This is a genomic window from Streptomyces sp. NPDC097619, from assembly GCF_040302735.1.
GTDB lineage: Bacteria > Actinomycetota > Actinomycetes > Streptomycetales > Streptomycetaceae > Streptomyces.
This window is the reverse complement of record NZ_JBEOSD010000177.1, coordinates 1-15,643: the sequence shown is the minus strand read 5'-3', so window position 1 is coordinate 15,643 and position 15,643 is coordinate 1. Positions and strand designations below refer to the sequence as shown.

General features: G+C 73.6%; 12 protein-coding genes and 1 pseudogene. 9 read left to right on the top strand and 4 right to left on the bottom strand.

Features of this window, described 5'->3' with window-relative positions; translation table 11 throughout:
• Positions 1–4 precede the first annotated feature (4 nt).
• Positions 5–1,207 (bottom strand): acetyl-CoA C-acetyltransferase, encoded by a 1,203-nt coding sequence (locus tag ABTZ17_RS31825; RefSeq protein WP_352199259.1) that lies wholly within the window; start codon positions 1,205–1,207, stop codon positions 5–7.
• A gap of 137 nt (positions 1,208–1,344) precedes the next feature.
• On the opposite strand from ABTZ17_RS31825, the gene mce reads away from it, so the two are divergent.
• The 7 genes from mce (at position 1,345) to ABTZ17_RS31790 (ending at position 11,771) form a co-directional block, all read left to right on the top strand.
• A complete protein-coding gene (gene mce / locus ABTZ17_RS31820; RefSeq protein ID WP_352199258.1) occupies positions 1,345–1,773 on the top strand; it encodes a methylmalonyl-CoA epimerase in 429 nt (142 codons plus the stop codon).
• Between the two features lie 203 nt (positions 1,774–1,976).
• Positions 1,977–6,422 (top strand): polarized growth protein Scy, encoded by a 4,446-nt coding sequence (gene scy, locus ABTZ17_RS31815; RefSeq protein ID WP_352199257.1) that lies wholly within the window; start codon positions 1,977–1,979, stop codon positions 6,420–6,422.
• A gap of 195 nt (positions 6,423–6,617) precedes the next feature.
• Positions 6,618–7,556: a coiled-coil domain-containing protein gene (locus ABTZ17_RS31810; protein WP_352199256.1), complete on the top strand. Its 939-nt coding sequence runs from the start codon at positions 6,618–6,620 to the stop codon at positions 7,554–7,556.
• A 98-nt stretch (positions 7,557–7,654) separates the two neighbouring features.
• Entirely contained in the window at positions 7,655–8,701 is a 1,047-nt protein-coding gene (locus ABTZ17_RS31805) for an ABC transporter ATP-binding protein (RefSeq protein ID WP_352199255.1), read from the top strand.
• A gap of 3 nt (positions 8,702–8,704) precedes the next feature.
• On the top strand, positions 8,705–9,484 hold the full coding sequence (locus tag ABTZ17_RS31800) for an ABC transporter permease (protein WP_352199254.1): 780 nt from the start codon (positions 8,705–8,707) through the stop codon (positions 9,482–9,484).
• A 248-nt stretch (positions 9,485–9,732) separates the two neighbouring features.
• Positions 9,733–10,845, top strand: coding sequence for an ABC transporter ATP-binding protein (locus ABTZ17_RS31795; protein WP_352199253.1), 1,113 nt, complete (start codon positions 9,733–9,735; stop codon positions 10,843–10,845).
• A complete protein-coding gene (locus ABTZ17_RS31790) occupies positions 10,842–11,771 on the top strand; it encodes an ABC transporter permease (protein WP_352199252.1) in 930 nt (309 codons plus the stop codon). Before ABTZ17_RS31795 ends, ABTZ17_RS31790 begins: the two co-directional genes overlap by 4 nt.
• A gap of 42 nt (positions 11,772–11,813) precedes the next feature.
• On the opposite strand, the gene ABTZ17_RS31785 is transcribed toward ABTZ17_RS31790, so the two are convergent.
• A complete protein-coding gene (locus ABTZ17_RS31785; protein WP_352199251.1) occupies positions 11,814–12,140 on the bottom strand; it encodes an Rv1322 family protein in 327 nt (108 codons plus the stop codon).
• 247 nt (positions 12,141–12,387) lie between these two features.
• On the opposite strand from ABTZ17_RS31785, the gene ABTZ17_RS31780 reads away from it, so the two are divergent.
• Entirely contained in the window at positions 12,388–13,419 is a 1,032-nt protein-coding gene (locus tag ABTZ17_RS31780) for an LLM class flavin-dependent oxidoreductase (RefSeq protein ID WP_352199250.1), read from the top strand.
• Between the two features lie 132 nt (positions 13,420–13,551).
• On the opposite strand, the gene ABTZ17_RS31775 is transcribed toward ABTZ17_RS31780, so the two are convergent.
• Positions 13,552–13,944 (bottom strand): SCO5389 family protein, encoded by a 393-nt coding sequence (locus ABTZ17_RS31775; protein WP_352199249.1) that lies wholly within the window; start codon positions 13,942–13,944, stop codon positions 13,552–13,554.
• Between the two features lie 212 nt (positions 13,945–14,156).
• Between ABTZ17_RS31775 and nucS the strand changes: the two genes are divergently transcribed.
• Positions 14,157–14,828: an endonuclease NucS gene (gene nucS / locus ABTZ17_RS31770; RefSeq protein ID WP_352199248.1), complete on the top strand. Its 672-nt coding sequence runs from the start codon at positions 14,157–14,159 to the stop codon at positions 14,826–14,828.
• Between the two features lie 163 nt (positions 14,829–14,991).
• On the opposite strand, the pseudogene ABTZ17_RS31765 reads toward nucS, so the two are convergent.
• Positions 14,992–15,643, bottom strand: a pseudogene (locus tag ABTZ17_RS31765) (hypothetical protein); the annotation flags it as partial.

Below are 15,643 nucleotides of genomic sequence, written 5' to 3'. Positions count from 1 at the left end.
GGGCTCAGGCCCGCGGCACGCGCACGATCAGCGCGTCGCCCTGGCCGCCGCCGCCGCACAGCGCGGCCGCGCCGAGCCCGCCGCCCCGGCGCTTCAGCTCCAGCGCCAGGTGCAGCACCACGCGGGCGCCGGACATGCCGATCGGGTGGCCCAGGGCGATCGCACCCCCGTTGACGTTCACCTTTTCCGGGGTCACGCCCAGGTCCCTCATTGACTGCACGGCCACCGCCGCGAAGGCCTCGTTGATCTCGATCAGGTCCAGGTCGGCGACCTCCTTGCCCTCCTTCTTCAGGGCGTGCGCGATCGCGTTCGACGGCTGGGACTGGAGCGAGTTGTCCGGACCGGCCACGTTGCCGTGGGCGCCGATCTCGGCCAGCCACTCCAGCCCGAGCTCCTCGGCCTTGGCCTTGCTCATCACGACCACCGCGGCCGCGCCGTCGGAGATCTGCGAGGAGGTGCCGGCCGTGATCGTGCCGTCCTTGGCGAAGGCCGGGCGCAGCTTGCCCAGGGACTCGGCGGTGGTGTCGGGGCGGATGCCCTCGTCCGCCGAGAACAGCACCGGGTCGCCCTTGCGCTGCGGGATCTCCACCGGGGTGATCTCGGCCTCGAAGATCCCGTTCTTCTGCGCGGCGGCGGCCCGCTGGTGGGAGGCCGCGGCGAAGGCGTCCTGCGGGGCACGCTCGATGCCCAGGCGGGCGTTGTGCTTCTCCGTGGACTCGCCCATGGCGATGTTCTCGAAGGCGTCGGTGAGGCCGTCGTACGCCATCGCGTCGAGCATCTCGACGGCGCCGTACTTGTAGCCCTCACGGGACTTCGGCAGCAGGTGCGGGGCGTTGGTCATGGACTCCTGGCCGCCCGCGACCACGATGTCGAACTCGCCGGCGCGGATCAGCTGGTCGGCCAGGGCGATGGCGTCCAGGCCGGAGAGGCAGACCTTGTTGATGGTGAGGGCGGGCACGTTCATCGGGATGCCCGCCTTGACGGCGGCCTGACGGGCGGGGATCTGCCCGGCACCCGCCTGGAGCACCTGGCCCATGATCACGTACTGGACCTGGTCGGGGGCGATCCCGGCGCGGTCCACGGCCGCCTTGATGGCGAAACCGCCGAGGTCGGCACCGGAGAAGGACTTCAGCGAGCCGAGCAGCCGGCCCATGGGCGTGCGGGCCCCTGCGACGATCACTGAGGTGGTGCTGTTCGTTCCGGACATGAGGCGCGGCCCCTTGTGGATGAGGAGTGAACGAGGGTTTACGTCAATGTACTGAGCGGTACCGACCGGGTCACCCGGCAACCGGTGTGACGGCGCGCACGTTGCGTAACCACCCTGTCGACCGGTGCACTGGACGCATGCTGACGAGAATCGACCACATCGGGATCGCCTGCTCCGACCTCGACAAGACCGTCGAGTTCTACCGTGCCACGTACGGCTTCGAGGTGTTCCACACCGAGGTCAACGAGGAACAGGGCGTGCGCGAGGCCATGCTCCGCATCAACGGCACCGACGACGGCGGGGCCTCCTACATCCAGCTCCTGGAACCCACCCGCGAGGACTCCGCGGTCGGCAAGTGGCTCGCCAAGAACGGCGAGGGCGTCCACCACATCGCCTTCGGCACCGCCGACGTGGACGGGGACGCCGAGGCCATCCGCCGCAAGAACGTCCGGGTCCTCTACGACGAGCCCCGCATCGGCTCCATGGGCTCGCGGATCACCTTCCTGCACCCCAAGGACTGCCACGGCGTGCTGACGGAACTGGTCACCTCGGCCCCCGACCACTGACCCCGCGCGGACGAGCACTGACCCCGGGATTCCGCGGCCGGTAGAGTGGCGGTGGCTCGGCCGGGGTTCGGTGTGGCGTTTGCGGGGTCGGGGGCTCCTGACCCGCTGCGAGTATCTGACACCATTCCCCGGGGGCACCGTTCAGCGGGCGGACGGTGCTCGTTCAAGCGAGCCTGCTACCAGGGGACGGATGGGACCGCGCCGTGCGGGGCTACGAACGCCAGGAGAGCCATCAGGCCGAGGCCGACCATCTCTCGCGCTTCGAGGCCGAGATGGAGCGGCTGAAGAAGGAACGCGGGAAGGCCGTCCAGCACGCCGAGGACCTCGGCTACCAGGTCGAAGTACTGCGCGCCAAGCTGCACGAGGCGCGCCGCAACCTCGCGTCCCGGCCTGCCTACGACTCCGCCGACCTCGGCTACCAGGCCGAGCAGTTGCTCCGGAACGCGCAGGTCCAGGCCGACCAGATGCGAGTGGACGCCGAGCGCGAGCTCCGCGAGGCCCGGGCCCAGACCCAGCGGATCCTCCAGGAGCACGCCGAACACCAGGCCCGTCTCCAGGCCGAGCTGCACGCCGAGGCCGTCAGCCGCCGGCAGCGCCTGGACCAGGAGCTCAACGAGCGCCGCCAGACCGTCGAGTCCCACGTCAACGAGAACGTGGCCTGGGCCGAACAGCTGCGCACCCGCACCGAGTCCCAGGCCCGGCGCCTCCTCGACGAATCCCGCGCCGAGGCCGAACAGGCCCTGAGCGCCGCCCGCGCCGAAGCCGCCCGCGTCGCCGAGGAGACCCGCCGCCGGATCTCCGCCGAGACCGAGGCCGCCCGGACCGAGACCGAGGCCACCCTGGCCCGGGCCCGCAAGGAGGCCGAGCGGCTGCTGACCGCCGCCTCCTCCCAGGCCCAGGAGGCCACCGAGCACGCCGAGCGGCTGCGCAGCACCGCGGGCGTCGAGGCCGAGGAATCCCGCCGCCAGACCATGGACCTCGGCCGGGTGGCCGAGCAGCGCGTCCAGGAGGCCGACGGCACCCTGCGCGAGGCCCGCGCGGAGGCCGAGAAGCTCCTCGCGGACGCCAAGGAGGCCGCCGCCAAGCAGCTCTCCTCCGCCGAGTCCGTGAACGAACAGCGCACCCGCACCGCCAAGGAGCAGGTGGCCCGGCTGGTCGGCGAGGCCACCAAGGAGAGCGAGACCCTCAAGGCCGAGGCCGAGCAGCTGCTCGCCGACGCCCGCGGCGAGGTCGAACGACTCCGCACCGAAGCCGCCGAGCAGGCCCGCACCGCCGCCGCCGAGGACAGCGCCGCCCAGCTCGCCAAGGCGGCCCGGACCGCCGAGGAGGTCCTCACCAAGGCCTCCGACGACGCCCGCGCCACCACCCGCGCCGCCTCCGAAGAGGCCGAGCGGATCCGCGGCGAGGCTGAGGCGGAGGCCGAACGGCTCCGCGCCCAGGCCGCCGACACCGCCGAGCAGCTCAAGGGCGCCGCCAAGGACGACACCGAGGAGTACCGCGCCCGGACCGTCGAGCTCCAGGAAGAGGCCCGCAGGCTCCGCGGCGAGGCCGAGCAGCTGCGCGCCGAGGCCGTCGCCGAGGGCGAACGGATCCGCGGCGAGGCCCGCCGCGAGGCCGTCCAGCAGATCGAGGAGGCGGCCCGCACCGCCGAGGAGCTGCTGACGAAGTCCCGCACCGACGCCGACGAGCTGCGCACCGGCGCCGCCACCGAGAGCGAGCGGCTCCGCTCCGAGGCCATCGACCGGGCCACGTCCCTGCGCCGCCAGGCCGAGGAGACCCTGGAGCGCACCCGCGCCGAGGCGGACCGCCTGCGCGCCGAGGCCGAGGAGCGCGCCGAAGCCGTCGTCGCGGAGGCCGAGGAGGCCGCCCGCGTCCGGCGCGAGGAGACCGACCGGGCCCTCGCCGCCCGCCAGGCCGAGGCCGCCACCGAGCTGGAACGCCTCCAGGAAGAGGCGCGGAACCGGCTCACCGGCGCCGAGGACACCCTGCGCGACGCCCGCGCGGCCGCCGAGGCCGTCCGCCGCGAGAGCAGCGAGGAGTCCGAGCGGCTCCGCGCCGAGGCCGCCGAACGCATCCGCACCCTGCGCGCCCAGGCCGAGACCGAGGCGCAGACCCTCCGCGACGAGGCCGCCGACGACTCCGCCCGCAGCCGCGCCGAGGCCGAGACCGCCGCCGTCCGCCTCCAGGCCGAGGCCGCCACCGAGGCCGAGCGCCTGCGCACCGAGGCCAAGGAGACCGCCGACCGGCTGCGCGCCGAGGCCAAGGCCGCCGCCGAACGCGTCGCCGAGGAAGCCGCCGAGGCCCTGGCCGCCGCCCAGGAGGAGGCCGCCCGGCGCCGCCGCGAGGCCGAGGAGACCCTGGCCGGGGCCCGCGAGGAGGCCGGCCGGGAACGCGACCGCGCCCGCGAGGAGAGCGAGGAGCTGCTCGCCGCCGCCCGCAAGCGCGTCGACGAGGCCCAGACCGAGGCCGCCCGCCTCGGCGAGGAGGCCGAGCAGCGCGCCGGCGAGCTCGTCGCCGCCGCCGAGACCGCCGCCCGCGAGGTCCGCGAGTCCGTGGCCGGACTCCACGAGCAGGCCGAGGAAGAGGTCGCCGGACTCCGCAGCGCCGCCGAGCACGCCGCCGAACGCACCCGCTCCGAAGCCCAGGAAGAAGCCGACCGGGTCCGCTCCGACGCCCACGCCGAACGCGAGCGCGCCGCCGAGGACGCCCAGCGCGTCCGCACCGACGCCAAGACCGAGACAGACGCCGCGAAGGCCCTCGCCGAACGCACCGTCGGCGACGCCATCGCCGAGGCCGAGCAGCTGCGCACCGACACCGCCGAGTACGCGCAGCGGGTCCGCACCGAGGCCACCGACGCCCTGGCCGCCGCCGAACGCGACGCCGCCCGCACCAGGGCCGACGCCCGCGAGGACGCCAACCGGATCCGCTCCGAGGCCGCCGACAAGGCCACCGAGACCACCAGTGCCGCCGAGGAGGCCGCCGAGGCCACCCGCGCGGAGGCCGCCGGCACCCTCGACGAGGCCCGCGCCGAAGCCAACCGGCTGCGCACCGAGGCCGCCGAGCAGGCCGACCGGCTCGTCACCGAGGCCGTCTCCGAGGCCGAGCGCCTCACCGAGGAGACCCGCACCGCCAACGCCGAGACCGTCGGCAAGGCCACCGAGGAGGCCGAGGCCCTCACCACAGCCGCCGCGAAGACCCTCGCGGACGCCGAACGGGACGCCGCCGGCACCCTGGACGAGGCCCGCGCCGAGGGCGCCCGCCTGATCGGCGAGGCCACCGCTGAGACCGAGCGGATGACCGTCGAGACCCGCGCCGCCAACGAGCGGACCGTGGGCGAGGCCGCCGAGGAGGCCGAGCGGCTGCGCACCGAGGCCGCCCGCACCCTGGACGAGGCCCGCGCGGAGGGCGGCCGGATCGTCGGCGAGGCCACCGCCGAGGCCGAGCGCGTCACCCTGGCCGCGAACGAGACCCTGGCCTCCGCCGAGCGCGAGTCCGCGCAGATCCTGGACGAGGCCCGCACCGAGGCCGAACGGCTCCGCGGCGAGTCCGCCGCGGAAGCGGACCGGCTCGTCACCGAGGCCGTGGAACAGGCCGACCGGCTCACCGACGAGACCCGCAAGGCCAACGAGCGGACCGTCGGCGAGGCCCGCACCGAGGCCGAGGGACTGCGCGCCGAGGGCGCCGAAGCCCTGGCCTCCGCCCAGGAACACGCCACCCGCACCCGCGAGGAATCCGAGCGGGTCAAGGCCGAGGCGGCCGGCGAGGCGGAGCGGCTGCGCACCGAGGCCCGCGAGGAATCCGACCGGCTCCTCGACGAGGCCCGCGAGACCGCCAACCAGCGCCGCACCGAAGCCGCCGAGCAGATGGACCGGCTCATCTCGGAGGCCACGGCGGAGGCCGAGAAGCTGACCGCCGAGGCCGCCAAGCAGGCCCTGGCCGCCACCACGGCCGCGGAGGAGCAGGCCGACTCCATGGTCGCGGCCGCCCGCAAGGAGGCCGCCCGCATCACCTCCGAGGCCACCGTAGAAGGCAACTCCTTGGTGGAGAAGGCCCGTACGGACGCCGACGAGCTGCTGGTGGGCGCGCGCACCGACGCCGCCGCCATAAGGGAGCGGGCGGAGGAGCTGCGCGGCCGCGTCGAGTCCGAGGTCGAGGAACTCCACGACCGGGCCCGCCGCGAGTCCGCCGAGCAGATGAAGACGGCCGGCGAGCGCGTGGACAAGCTGGTCAAGGCCGCCACCGAGCAGAGCGAACAGGCCGACCGCAAGGCCAAGGATCTGGTGTCCGAGGCGAGCAGCGAGGCGAGCAAGGTCCGCATCGCGGCCGTCCGCAAGGCCGAACAGCTCCTGAAGGAAGCCGAGCAGAAGAAGTCCGAGCTGGTCCGCGAGGGCGAACGACTGCGCGCCGAAGCGGGCGCGGAGGCCGAGCGCCTGGTCGCCGAGGGCCGCCGGGAACTGGAGGTCCTGGTCCGCCGCCGGGAGGACATTCAGGCCGAGATCTCCCGTGTCCAGGACGTACTTGAGGCGTTGGAATCATTCGAGGCGCCTTCGGGTGGCGGGAAGTCGTCGGGCAGCGCGACCGGAGGCGGGATCAAGGCCGGAGCAGCGGCGGGTTCCACTCGTTCGGGTGGCAAGTCGTCTGAGGGCTAGTCAGTGGGACAGGAAGTGTGCTCCTGATGGATGTTCAGGCGAACGGGGGACAAGCATTCCGTCGCCTTGCCACTCAAAAGGGGTGTCATTGTCCGGATCAAACGCGGATTGACTCGATGACACGCCGCTCCGGCGCCTAGGATTCCCCTTAACACCTCACCTAGCACCTCATCGGTCTCATTCGACAGGAACCCCATGAGCGACACATCCTCCCCCTTCGGCTTCGAGCTCGTGCGGCGTGGTTACGACCGCGGTCAGGTGGACGACCGCATTTCCAAGCTCGTCGCCGACCGTGACAGCGCCCTGTCCCGCATCAACTCCCTGGAGAAGCGCATCGAGGAACTCCACCTCGAAACGCAGAACGCCCAGGCCCAGGTCAACGACGCCGAACCGTCGTACGCCGGTCTCGGCGCCCGGGTCGAGAAGATCCTGCGGCTCGCCGAGGAGGAGGCCAAGGACCTGCGCGAGGAGGCCCGTCGCGCCGCCGAGCAGCACCGCGAGCTGGCCGAGTCCGCCGCGCAGCAGGTGCGCAACGACGCCGAGTCCTTCGCCGCGGACCGCAAGGCGAAGGCCGAGGACGAGGGTGTCCGCATCGTCGAGAAGGCCAAGTCCGACTCGGCCACCCTGCGCGCCGAGGCGCAGAAGGACGCCGCCTCCAAGCGCGAGGAGGCCGACGCCCTGTTCGAGGAGACCCGCGCCAAGGCCGCCCAGGCCGCCGCGGACTTCGAGACCAACCTCGCCAAGCGCCGCGAGCAGTCCGAGCGCGACCTGGCCTCCCGTCAGGCCAAGGCCGAGAAGCGCCTCGCGGAGATCGAGCACCGGGCCGAGCAGCTGCGCCTGGAGGCCGAGAAGCTCCGCACGGACGCCGAGCGCCGGGCCCGCCAGACGGTGGAAACCGCGCAGCGCCAGGCCGAGGACATCGTGGCCGACGCCAACGCCAAGGCGGACCGGATCCGCAGCGAGTCGGAGCGCGAGCTGGCGGCCCTGACCAACCGCCGCGACTCGATCAACGCGCAGCTGACCAACGTCCGCGAGATGCTGGCCACCCTGACCGGTGCCGCCGTGGCCGCGGCCGGGTCCCCGATCGACGACGAGCCGGTCACCCGCGGCGTCCCCGCGCAGCAGAGCCGCTGACGCCCCGCCGCCCCTCGGGGCGGACGCACCCCCGTGCGGCCGAGGGCCCCCCGTCACTCCGGTGGCGGGGGGCCCTCGGCCGTTCTAGCGTGTTCGGCATGATCGAGCTCGAGGGCCTCACCAAGCGGTTCGGGGCGAAGACGGCGGTGGACCACCTCAGCTTCCAGGTCAGACCGGGGGTGGTGACGGGCTTCCTCGGGCCCAATGGCGCGGGCAAGTCCACGACGATGCGGATGATGCTCGGCCTGGACAACCCGACCGCCGGATCGGTGCGGATCGACGGGCGGCAGTACCGGGAGCTCGACGAGCCCCTGAAGTACATCGGGGCGCTCCTGGACGCCAAGGCGATGCACGGCGGGCGCAGCGCCCACAACAACCTCCTCTGCCTGGCCCAGTCCAACCGGATCCCCGCGAGCCGGGTCACCGAGGTGCTGGACCTGGTCGGGCTGACGGCCGTGGCGAAGAAGAAGTCGAAGGGGTTCTCCCTGGGCATGGGCCAACGGCTGGGCATCGCCTCCGCCCTGCTGGGCGACCCGGAGATCCTGATGTTCGACGAACCCGTCAATGGTCTGGACCCGGAAGGAATTCACTGGATCCGCAATCTCATGAAAGGACTTGCGGCGGAAGGCCGGACGATCTTCGTTTCCAGTCACCTCATGAGCGAAATGGCACTCACCGCGGATCATTTGATCGTGATCGGTCAAGGGCGACTTCTCGCCGACACCTCGATGGCCGATTTCATCCAGCGGAACTCCCGCAGTTTCGTCCGGGTCCGCTCCCCCCAGCAGGAACGCCTGCGGGACCTGCTCCACCAGGAGGGCATCACCGCGGTCAGCACCGGCGGCGGGGCCCTGGAGATCGACTCGGTCTCCGCCGAGTTGCTCGGCGAGCTGGCCGCCCGGAACCGGGTGGTCCTGCACGAGCTGAGCCCGCAGCGCGCCTCGCTGGAGGAGGCGTTCATGCGGATGACGGCCGGCGCGGTGGAGTACCACGCGCACTCCCCCGGGGACGGGCCGCCGCCCGGCCCGACGGCCGCCCCCGCCGCTCCGGCGCCGCGTTGGGGGGCCTCGTACGAGGAGCGGCGCGGTCGGTCGCCCGGGGACGGCGACGGCGACCCGTCCGGCCCGCAGCACGAGGGAGAGTGACCGATGGCCTCCGTTCCCGCCGTCCTCCGGTCCGAGTGGACGAAGATCCGCACGGTGGCCTCGACCGCCTGGACCCTGGTCAGCGCCCTCGTGGTCACCGTGGCCCTCAGCGCCGTCCTCTGCGCGCTCATGAAGTCCCAGTTCGACAACCTCTCCGACCTGGAGCGGGCCACCTTCGACCCGACCCTGATCAGCTTCTCGGGGATGGTCCTGGGCCAACTCGCGATGGTGGTCTTCGGGGTGCTGGTGGTGGGCACCGAGTACAGCTCGGGCATGATCCGCACCTCGCTGGCCGCGGTGCCGCGACGCTCGCTCTTCCTCTTCGGCAAGATCACGGTGGCCGCGCTGCTCGCGCTGGTGGTGGGCCTGGCCACCAGCTTCCTGTCCTTCTTCCTCGGCCAGGCCCTGCTGGGCGAGCACCGCACCTCCATCGGCGAGCCCAACGTGCTCCGGGCGGTCTTCGGCGCCGGGCTGTACATGGCCCTGATCGCGGTGTTCTCCATGGGCGTGGCCACGATGCTGCGCAGCTCGATGCTGTCCCTGGGCATCCTGATGCCCTTCTTCTTCCTCGTCTCGCAGATCCTCTCGGCGGTGCCGGGGGCCAAGACGGTGGCCCGGTACTTCCCCGACCAGGCGGGCGCCAAGATCATGCAGGTGGTGCCGGAGGCCATGGGCAGCGGGGATTCCCCGTACGGGCCGTGGACCGGGCTCGGGATCATGGTGGTGTGGGTGGCCGCGGCCCTGCTCGGCGGCTGGCTGGTCCTCCGGCACCGGGACGCCTGAGGCGCGCCGTCCCCGGGCCGCCGCCGACCCGCTCCCCCGCCCGGTCCCGCTCTGTCCCGTCCTCACCGGGCCCCGACGGCCTCGGCGCGACCCCGTGAGCAGCGGTCTCAGGGAAAGCTCCGGGTCGGGTCAGGGTCTCCCCGGAGGTCCGGGGCGGGACGGAACCGTCAAGCCCTCGATAAGCTCTTAACCCTTACGCGGGAGAGACACCCGGAGGAAGACCGTCCGGCCTGGCGAGGGGCAGAGCAATGATCGAGGCAGTCGGCCTGACCAAGCGCTTCGGCGCGAAGACGGCCGTCGACCAGCTGTCCTTCCAGGTCAGGCCCGGTGTCGTCACGGGCTTCCTGGGCCCGAACGGCTCCGGCAAATCCACCACCATGCGCATGATCCTCGGGCTGGACCGCCCCACCTCCGGCCGGGTCACCATCAACGGCCGGCCCTTCCGGGAGCTGGCCAACGCGCAGCGGCACGTCGGCGCCCTGTTGGACGCGAAGGCCGTGCACGGCGGCCGGCGGGCCCGCACGCACCTGCTCTCCCTGGCCCAGCTCTCCGGGATCCCGGAGAAGCGGGTGGACGAGGTGCTGGGCGTGGTCGGGCTGCAGGACGTCGCCCGGCAGCGGGCCAAGGGGTACTCGCTGGGCATGGGCCAGCGGCTGGGCATCGCCGCCGCCCTGCTGGGCGACCCGCAGGTGCTGCTCTTCGACGAGCCCGTCAACGGCCTCGACCCCGAGGGCATCCTGTGGGTCCGCAACCTCATGCGGCACCTGGCCTCGGAGGGGCGCACGGTCTTCGTGTCCTCGCACCTGATGAGCGAGATGGCGTTGACCGCGGACCACCTGATCGTGATCGGCCGGGGGCGGCTGCTGGCGGACCTGAGCGTGCAGGAGTTCATCTCCCGCAATTCGGCCGGCTTCGCCCGGGTGCGGGCGGCCGGTCCCGGCACGGAGCCGCGCGAGCGGCTCGCGGCCCTGCTGGGCGCCGAGGGCGCCCGCGTCCTGGCCGAGCCCGACGGGGCCCTGCGGGTCACCGGCCTGGAGCTGCCCCGGATCAGCGACCTCGCGCACGCGGCGGACATCCGGCTGTGGGAGCTCTCCCCGCACCGGGCCTCGCTGGAGGAGGCGTACATGCGGATGACCCAGTCGTCCGTGGAGTACACCTCCACCGAGGACCCGCGGGCGGAGCTGTGGGAGCCGGAACCGGCCGGGCTCGCGCCCTGGCCCGAGGAGGTCCCGCAGGAGGTGTCCGCGGAGGGCTGGTTCGCGCCCCCGCCGCCCGGCACCGACGGGGAGCCCCTGCTGATGCCCGCCCGGCCCGGCGACCTCGCCCCGGCGCCCCCGACCGAATCCGAGGAGGCCCGATGACCGGCCCCACCACCACCGGCCCGGCCGCCGGAGCGGCCCCCTCGGGCCCCGGAGCCCCCTGGCCCGGCACGGCGGGCGCGCCGGTCGCGTCCGGCCCCGTACCGGCCGCGGAAGGGCGGGAGGGCGCCTCCTACCTCTCCCCGCTGCCCGACACCCGGCCGCACCTGGGGCACGCCATGGCCTCGGAGTGGACGAAGCTGGTCTCCGTCCGGTCCACGCTCTGGACGCTCGGCTCGCTGGCCGCCCTGGTGCTGGGCATCGGCACGGTCGCCGCGCTGCAGACCTCCGACGTCGACTTCCAGCAGGTCCCGTTCTTCACCCCGGCGCTGTTCGGCCTGTTCATCGGGCAGGTCAGCGTGATCGTGCTGGGGGTGCTCACGATGAGCTCCGAGTACGGCACCGGACTGGTGCGGACCACCTTCACCGCGGCGCCCGACCGGCACCGGGTGCTGACCGCGAAGCTGCTCGTCTTCGGGCTGACCGCGTTCGTCGCGGTGGCCGGTTCGGTGATGCTCGTCGGTCTCCTGACCGCCGTGCTGCACAGCGGGCCGGAGGCCGGGCACCACGGGGCCCGGGAGTGGATCGGGGCCCTGGCGGGCAGCGCGTACGTCACCCTGCTCGGGGTCCTGGCCCTCGCCGTCGGGGCGATGCTGCGGCACTCCGCCGGGGCGATCGCCGTGATGCTGGGCGTGGTGACGGTCCCGCCGGTGCTGGCCGGGGTCCTCATGGTGTGGGAGTCCACCTACACCCTGGGCAACTGGATCGTCCGGTACAACCCGCCGGTGGCCCTGGCGGAGCTGTTCGGCATGCCGATGGGCGGGGAGTTCGGCACCTCCAGCCAGCTGGGTCAGATCGCCCTGCTGGTGGCGGTCACGGCGGCCGCGGTGGCGGGCGCGTACGTGGTCACGGGGCGCCGGGACGTGTGAGTCGCCGCGGGGACGGCCCTCGCCGCCGGCCCGCGGCGCCGCTCAGTGCCGGGGCGCGTTCCTGGACCGCTGCACCCGCGAGGTGCGGCGGTCCTTGGCGTTCCAGCAGGCCTTGTGCCAGTGCCGGCGGTCGTCCACCCCGCCGTACTCGGGCCAGGCCACCAGGTGCGGGACCCCGGAGGGGATCTCCTGGTCGCAGCCCGGGCAGCGGTAGCGCTTGCCCTGGGCACTGGCGCCGGCGACGTGGCGGACCTTCCACTCCTCGCCCTGCCACTCCTCGGTGTTCTCCAGGCCGAACCGGTCCACGCCGGCGCTGTCGCGCTCGGTCGGGTTCTCTCCGCCGCGGGGGCGGTTGTGACGCGGTGACACGTATACCTCACGGAGCGGCGGGGGCAAGGGACTTTCCTCCAGACTACGCGCCGGGCCGGGACGGCCCCCCATGGTGGAGGCGGAGGCAACGACTCCGACACACGGGGACATCCGTGGGCGGATCCGGGCCTCCGCGAAAGTATTCCCCGACAATCTCAATAACTTCGGCGCCGGCCCGTGCCCTTGGCACGTGTCGGACGTTGTTGCCGTCAGGGGGTAGAGCGTCACCGCGAGGAGGCAGAGGGCGTTGCGCGTTGGAGCGTTTGTACTGGCGGCCCAGTTCCCGGGCCAGGGTCAGGGGGAGGCACTGCACCGAGCGGTGCGGACCGCGGAGGTGGCCGAGCAGGCCGGCCTGGAGTCGGTGTGGGTGGCCGAGCACCACTTCATCCCGTACGGGGTGTGTCCCTCCGCGGTGACCCTGGCCGCCCTGATGCTGGGCCGGACCCGGCGGCTGCGGGTGGGCACCGCGGTGAGCGTGCTGCCCACCGCGCACCCGGTGGCCCTGGGCGAGCAGGCCGCGCTGCTGCACCTCACCTCGGGGGGCCGGTTCTCCCTCGGGGTGGGCCGCGGCGGGCCGTGGGTGGACCTGGAGGTGTTCGGGGCGGGGCTGCCCGCCTACGAGAACGGCTTCCCGGAATCCCTGGACCTGCTGCTGCGCTGGCTGTCCGAACCGCGGGTGGGGGCCGAGGGCGAGAGGTACGCCTTCCGGGAGGTGCCCGTGGTGCCCCGGCCGGCGGAGGCCCTGGACGGGGACGGGGAGGGGCCCGAGGTGATCGTGGCCTGCACCTCCCCCGCCTCGGTCCGGCTGGCCGCCGAACGCGGGCTGCCGATGCTGCTGGGGATGCACTGCGGGGACGAGGACAAGGCCGAGATGGTGGCCCTGTGGCGGCGGACCGCACTGGCCGCCGGGCACTCCCGGGAGGCGGTGGCCGGGGCCGGGCACGTCTCGGCCGGGGTGGTGCAGCTCGCCGACCGCACCGAGGACGCCCGCGAGGTGCTCCTGAAGGCCGTGCCGGGCTGGCTGCGGCTCGGACTGGCCGCCTACCAGACGGTGGACGGACGGCCCCGGACCATGCGGGACCCGCACGCCTACACCGAACTCCTCTGCGACCTGCACCCGGTGGGCACCCCCGAGCTGGCCGCCGAGCGGCTGCGGGCCACGGCGGAGCGCACCGGCATCAGCCGGTTCTCGCTGCTCGTCGAGGGCTCCGGGGACCTGGCGGCCACCGAGGAGAACGTCCGGCGGCTGGGCGCCGAGGTCCTGCCCCACCTCGGCTGAGCACGCCGCGTCGGGGGCCCGTACGGCCCGCCGCGCCGCCCCTCACGGGAGCGGGCGGCCGGCGGGCCGTGCGGACGCCGTGCGCCGCCGTCCACCACCGGGACGCGTACCCCGGCGGGGCGGCGGCGCCCCTCAGCAGTCCCGCAGTTCGGGGGACTGGTTCAGCAGCTGTCCGCGGATGGACGTGAACCGGGCGAGCCGGTCGTCCACCGCCGGGTCCATCGGGAACACCGCCAGGCGGTGACAGTTCTGGAAGGCCAGGCGCACGCCGAAGTGCCGCTGCAGGGCGCCGCGAATCGCGTCGCTCGCGAGGGCGCGCAACAGCTGGCCGCGCGCCTGCTCGTCCGGCGGCGGCGTCTGGTTGTCGGCGAACTCTCCGCCGTCCACCTTCAGCTGGGCCACCAGCGAGCTGATCATCTCCCAGGCGTAGGGCAGGGAGGTCCGGACGCAGTCGACGAAGGCGGCTTCGTCGACCTCGCCTCGCTCGGCCTGTTCGAGTAGGGCCGGTGAGACGTCGAGCGACATGGGTTCTCCTCTCGCGACCCCGGGTGACCGGGGTCTTACGGGCAGGGAAGGAGATCACGACGCTGTGTGTCCGCGCGGCGACCTCCCGCTCACAACGGTAGGCGCCCACCGGGTACGGCACCAGGAGAATGCGCATACAACGAGCCACCGGCGAAGGGGTCTTTCAGGGGCGAATCGCGCCGGGGCGCGTCGGTCGAGTAGCGTTGCCGACCATGCGTCTCGTCATCGCCCGCTGCTCCGTCGACTACGCGGGCCGCCTCACCGCCCATCTGCCCTCCGCGCCGCGCCTGATCCTCGTGAAGGCCGACGGCAGCGTCTCGATCCATGCGGACGACCGGGCGTACAAACCCCTCAACTGGATGTCTCCGCCGTGCACCCTCAAAGAGGGGACGGGGGACGAGGAGGGCGTCTGGACCGTCATCAACAAGGCGGGCGAGAAGCTCATCATCACCATGGAAGAAGTCCTCCACGACTCGTCCCACGAACTCGGCGTGGATCCGGGTCTCATCAAGGACGGCGTGGAAGCACACCTCCAGGAACTCCTCGCGGACCGCATCGAAACGCTCGGCGAGGGCTACACGCTGATCCGGCGCGAGTACATGACCGCCATCGGCCCGGTGGACATCCTGTGCCGGGACGCCGACGGCGCCACGGTGGCCGTGGAGATCAAGCGGCGCGGCGAGATCGACGGCGTGGAACAGCTCACCCGCTACCTCGAACTGCTCAACCGCGATCCCCATCTGGCCCCGGTGCGGGGGGTGTTCGCCGCCCAGGAGATCAAGCCCCAGGCGCGGGTTCTGGCCACGGACCGCGGCATGGACTGCGTGGTGCTGGACTACGACGCGATGCGCGGCATCGAGGACGACAAGCTGCGGCTGTTCTGACGGTCCGGGGCCCCGGGGGGCCCGGCCGTGGACGGCCCTGGGACGGCCGCTCCCGCTTCGGTGGGGGCGGCCGTCGGCGTTCCCGGTGCCGGGCCCGCCACGGGCCGCGTACGGCCTCTGACGGCAGGCCCCGGGCCGGGGCCGAACCGGGATCCGGGCGGGCTCAGGCCGCGGCCGGGCCCTCGCCCGTGCCGCCGGCGTCACCGGTGCCGGTGCTGGTGCCCGCGCTGGCGCCGGTGCCGCTGCTGGTGCCACCGGCCGGTCCGCCGGTCGGGGGCGGGTCGTCCGTGGGCTCCGGGTCCACGGTGGGCTCCGGATCGTCCGTGGGCTCCGGGTCCACGGTGGGCTCCGGATCGTCCGTGGGCTCCGGCTTCCCGGTCGGCTCCGGAGCGCCGGTGGGACCGGGGCCGCCGGAGGTGGACGGCGGGACGGGCCGCCCCGTGGGACCCGAGGGGGTGCCGCCGGGCGTGGAGGCCGAAGCGCCGGGACCGGGCGTGCCACCGGTCGCGGAGGGGTCGCCCGGGCCGCCGGTGCCGCCGGACACCGATCCGTCCCGGCCCTCGCCGTCCCCGCCGGAGGCTCCGCCGCCGTTGCCGTCGTCGCCGCCCTCCGTGCTGCCCGGCCGGGCCGGACCCTCGCCGGAGCCGCCGCTGACGGACTGGCCGCCGCGCGGACGGTGCTCCGCCTGCTGGTCCCCACCGGTCAGGCCGATCGTGGCCACGGTGCCGAGGACCGCCGCGACCGGATCCGCCCCCGTCGCCGCAGCCACGTCCCGCAACGCGTTCCACGACACCCGGAACGCCATCAGCACGACC

Coding starts and splice junctions, on each gene's coding strand:
- ABTZ17_RS31825 (WP_352199259.1), bottom strand. CDS start 1,207: ATGTCCGGAACGAACAGCACCACCTCAGTGATCGTCGCAGGGGCCCGC.
- mce (WP_352199258.1), top strand. CDS start 1,345: ATGCTGACGAGAATCGACCACATCGGGATCGCCTGCTCCGACCTCGAC.
- ABTZ17_RS31810 (WP_352199256.1), top strand. CDS start 6,618: ATGAGCGACACATCCTCCCCCTTCGGCTTCGAGCTCGTGCGGCGTGGT.
- ABTZ17_RS31805 (WP_352199255.1), top strand. CDS start 7,655: ATGATCGAGCTCGAGGGCCTCACCAAGCGGTTCGGGGCGAAGACGGCG.
- ABTZ17_RS31800 (WP_352199254.1), top strand. CDS start 8,705: ATGGCCTCCGTTCCCGCCGTCCTCCGGTCCGAGTGGACGAAGATCCGC.
- ABTZ17_RS31795 (WP_352199253.1), top strand. CDS start 9,733: ATGATCGAGGCAGTCGGCCTGACCAAGCGCTTCGGCGCGAAGACGGCC.
- ABTZ17_RS31790 (WP_352199252.1), top strand. CDS start 10,842: ATGACCGGCCCCACCACCACCGGCCCGGCCGCCGGAGCGGCCCCCTCG.
- ABTZ17_RS31775 (WP_352199249.1), bottom strand. CDS start 13,944: ATGTCGCTCGACGTCTCACCGGCCCTACTCGAACAGGCCGAGCGAGGC.
- nucS (WP_352199248.1), top strand. CDS start 14,157: ATGCGTCTCGTCATCGCCCGCTGCTCCGTCGACTACGCGGGCCGCCTC.